This is a genomic window from Sulfobacillus harzensis (genome assembly GCF_012933365.1).
GTDB lineage: Bacteria > Bacillota > Sulfobacillia > Sulfobacillales > Sulfobacillaceae > Sulfobacillus_B > Sulfobacillus_B harzensis.
Genome location: NZ_JABBVZ010000213.1, coordinates 1 through 2,702, shown reverse-complemented (window position 1 = coordinate 2,702; position 2,702 = coordinate 1). Strand labels below are relative to the sequence as shown.

General features: G+C 63.1%; 3 protein-coding genes. All 3 read left to right on the top strand.

All coding sequences use genetic code 11. The features are described 5' to 3' along the window. On the top strand, nt 1–676 hold a 676-nt coding region (locus tag HIJ39_RS22430), incomplete at its 5' end, for a spore germination protein (protein ID WP_207711867.1). Then, entirely contained in the window at nt 673–1,773 is a 1,101-nt protein-coding gene (locus tag HIJ39_RS22425; RefSeq protein ID WP_169103259.1) for a Ger(x)C family spore germination protein, read from the top strand. The genes HIJ39_RS22430 and HIJ39_RS22425, both read left to right, overlap by 4 nt. Then, the coding region (locus HIJ39_RS22420) for a GerAB/ArcD/ProY family transporter (protein WP_169103258.1) at nt 1,770–2,702 on the top strand (933 nt) is incomplete at its 3' end. The genes HIJ39_RS22425 and HIJ39_RS22420, both read left to right, overlap by 4 nt.

Genomic DNA, 2,702 nt, shown 5'->3' with positions numbered 1-2,702 from the left:
CTGGTACGACACCACGTTTGTCCGCTTGATTCGGCTTGTGGGCTGGGCCATCGGCGTGTATCTGCCGGGTCTCTACATTGCCCTCACCGAGGTGAACCCCAATTTGCTGCCGCCAGCTTTGCTCCTTATGACCGCGGGCAGCCATGCCGGGCTCCCGTTTCCGCCCGTGGTCGAGGCGCTACTCATGGTGTTTGTCATTGAAGTGTTGCGCGAGGCCGCCCTGCGACTTCCCAAGACCCTGTCCGTCACGATTGGGACGGTGGGGGCGATTGTGGTCGGCACCGCGGTGGTGAAAGCCGGATTGGTCAGCCCGCAGATGATCGTCGTGATTACCTTAACGGCGTTGAGTTTCTATAGTGCCCCGGTGTACGAATTGACCGGAACCTGGCGGGTCGTCAATTTCCTCATGCTCCTGGCCGGCGCCGTGGCGGGGGTGTATGGATTAGTGTTGGTCACCGTCTGGCTCATTGGCACCCTCATCTCCCTTACCTCCTTTGGGGTGCCGTATTTCGCCCCGTTCGCCCCCTTTCGTGCAGCCGACTGGCGGGATTTACTCCTGCGGATCCCCTGGACCCTGTGGCGCCGGCGCCTGACCACTGCCCACCCGCAAGACGTGCGATCCATGGGCCCTCCGGTCGTCGTCCCGCCTTCGTCATGGGATCGGCCCCGTTCATGAGTTGGCGCGGGGTCCGCCGCCTCCTAGTCTTAGGCCTGATGCTGCCGCTTGTGAGCGGGTGTTGGAATCAACGCCCCATCGAACAACGGGCGATCGTCATGGCGGTGGGCGTCACGGCGCACCATCAGTGGCAGTTTCTCTTTCCCAATGTCGCGGTCACGGCCGACAGTTTGACGGCCATTCCGTCGGCGCAACAATTTTATACGGTGACCGTGCAGGCGCCGACCTGGCAGCAGGCCGTCCAACGCGTGCAAGTCGCGATGGATCGCAAGGTGTCTGTGGGCGAACTCCAGTTGCTCATTGTGGACCAACACCTCTCAACCGGGCAAGTCACGCGGATTGTCGACAGCCTGCAGACGACGGGCGCGGTGCCCGCCACCTTTTGGATCGCGGCCAGTCCCGGATCGCCAACGGTCTTGCTGGAGTCGACCTCCCCCCAAACCGTCGTGCCGTATTATTACGTCACAAGCTATTTCGATTGCCGTCACTGCCATCCGCTCCGCCTGGGCGCACATGGCTGGCAATGGTGGGCCCGGAACGCGACCCCCGGAGACTCGCCCTATCTACCCTTGACCCAGCGCCGCGCCGGCGGCGTCACGGTCCGACACGTGGTGGTTTATCCCCTGCACGGGCGTCCGGTCCTCATGCCGCCCTCGGTGACCGAAGGCTTTGCCTATCTCACCAACCGGGCGGTCGATGTCGCGGTGCCGGTCTCGGTGGATGATCAGGCCTACACGGTGGCGCGCCTCCACACCCACGCCCGCACTCGGGTGCGCTTGACGCCCCGCGCCGTCGCGGTGCAGGTGCAGATCCGCACCAGCGGGATTATCGAAGATGTGCCGCCGCACACCGTGGTCACGCGCGCGCTCGAGCAGAGAGTGGGCTTAGCGGCCGCCCGCGTGATAGCCGCCCGCGCCCAGGCCGCGATTGCCTGGGCGAACCGCACCCACACCGATCCCTTCGGGTACGCCAAGCGAGCGGCGTGGCTCGACGACACGCTCGGCGCCACCTTCTCTCCCACCCGTCTGACCACCCTGCCGATCCATGCCCAGATTGCGGTGCAGGTGACCATTCACGGCGAAGGAGTCGCCCGATGAGTGTAGGGCCGGTCGAGCCCATTAGCCGGGGTCAGTTCTTCTTGGTCACGGCCATCTCTGTCGTGGCCGGCGGCGTCTATATCTGGCCCCAGACCGTGCTAACCGATGCCGGCCTCGATGCCCCGTGGGCCGTCCTGCTGTCGATTAGCGTGGCTCTGGCGATTACCTGGCTGCAGACGCTCTGGCCCGCCAAAACCACCGGCATGACCGAATTCCGTCGCATGCAGGCTGTGTGGGGCTGGGCCCGCTGGCCTGTCTTTCTCGCCACCGCGGCTCTCTATGTGCCTTTAGACGCGGCCTTCTTGGCCCTGTTTAGTCAACTGCTGCATCAATTATATTATCGCTATACCCCGCTATGGTTCTTCGCCGTTACGGTGCTTTTGATGGTAGGCTGGCTCGCTGGCCACTCGTTGACCTACGTCGCACGCAACGTCCAACTCTGGTTTCCCCTCATCATTGCGTCGTTCCTTTTCTTAGTCTTCATGGCTTTGGGACACTTTCGCGAAATCGCGGCGCTGCATCCAGCATCCGTCATACGGGTCGTGCCGATCGCGAAAGGGATGGTGGCCACCTGGTATCTGTGGATGCAAGGGGAGGTCATCGTCACCGTGGGTTCTCACGTGCGCGATACGAGCTGGACCCAGATCCGCCATTGGGCGTTGGCGGCCGTGGCGTTCCAAGGAGCCATCATCGTGGTGATCTATGCGCTGGTGGTTGGGACCCTCGGCCCGGCCTTGGCCGATACCCTCGAATGGCCGCTGGTGTACATTTTTTCGAACCTGACGGTGCGCACCCTGTTTATCAGCCGCCCCAGCATCTTGATTGTGGTGTCCTGGGTGGTGGCGTTGCTCCTGTACTTGACCCTCCACGTGTTTGTCCTCACGATCAATCTTCAAGACGGGTTATCTCTCTCGCCGCGGGGCCGGGTG

Excerpts from the sequence above, each read along its gene's own strand:
- HIJ39_RS22425 (WP_169103259.1), top strand. The coding sequence starts at position 673 with ATGAGTTGGCGCGGGGTCCGCCGCCTCCTAGTCTTAGGCCTGATGCTG.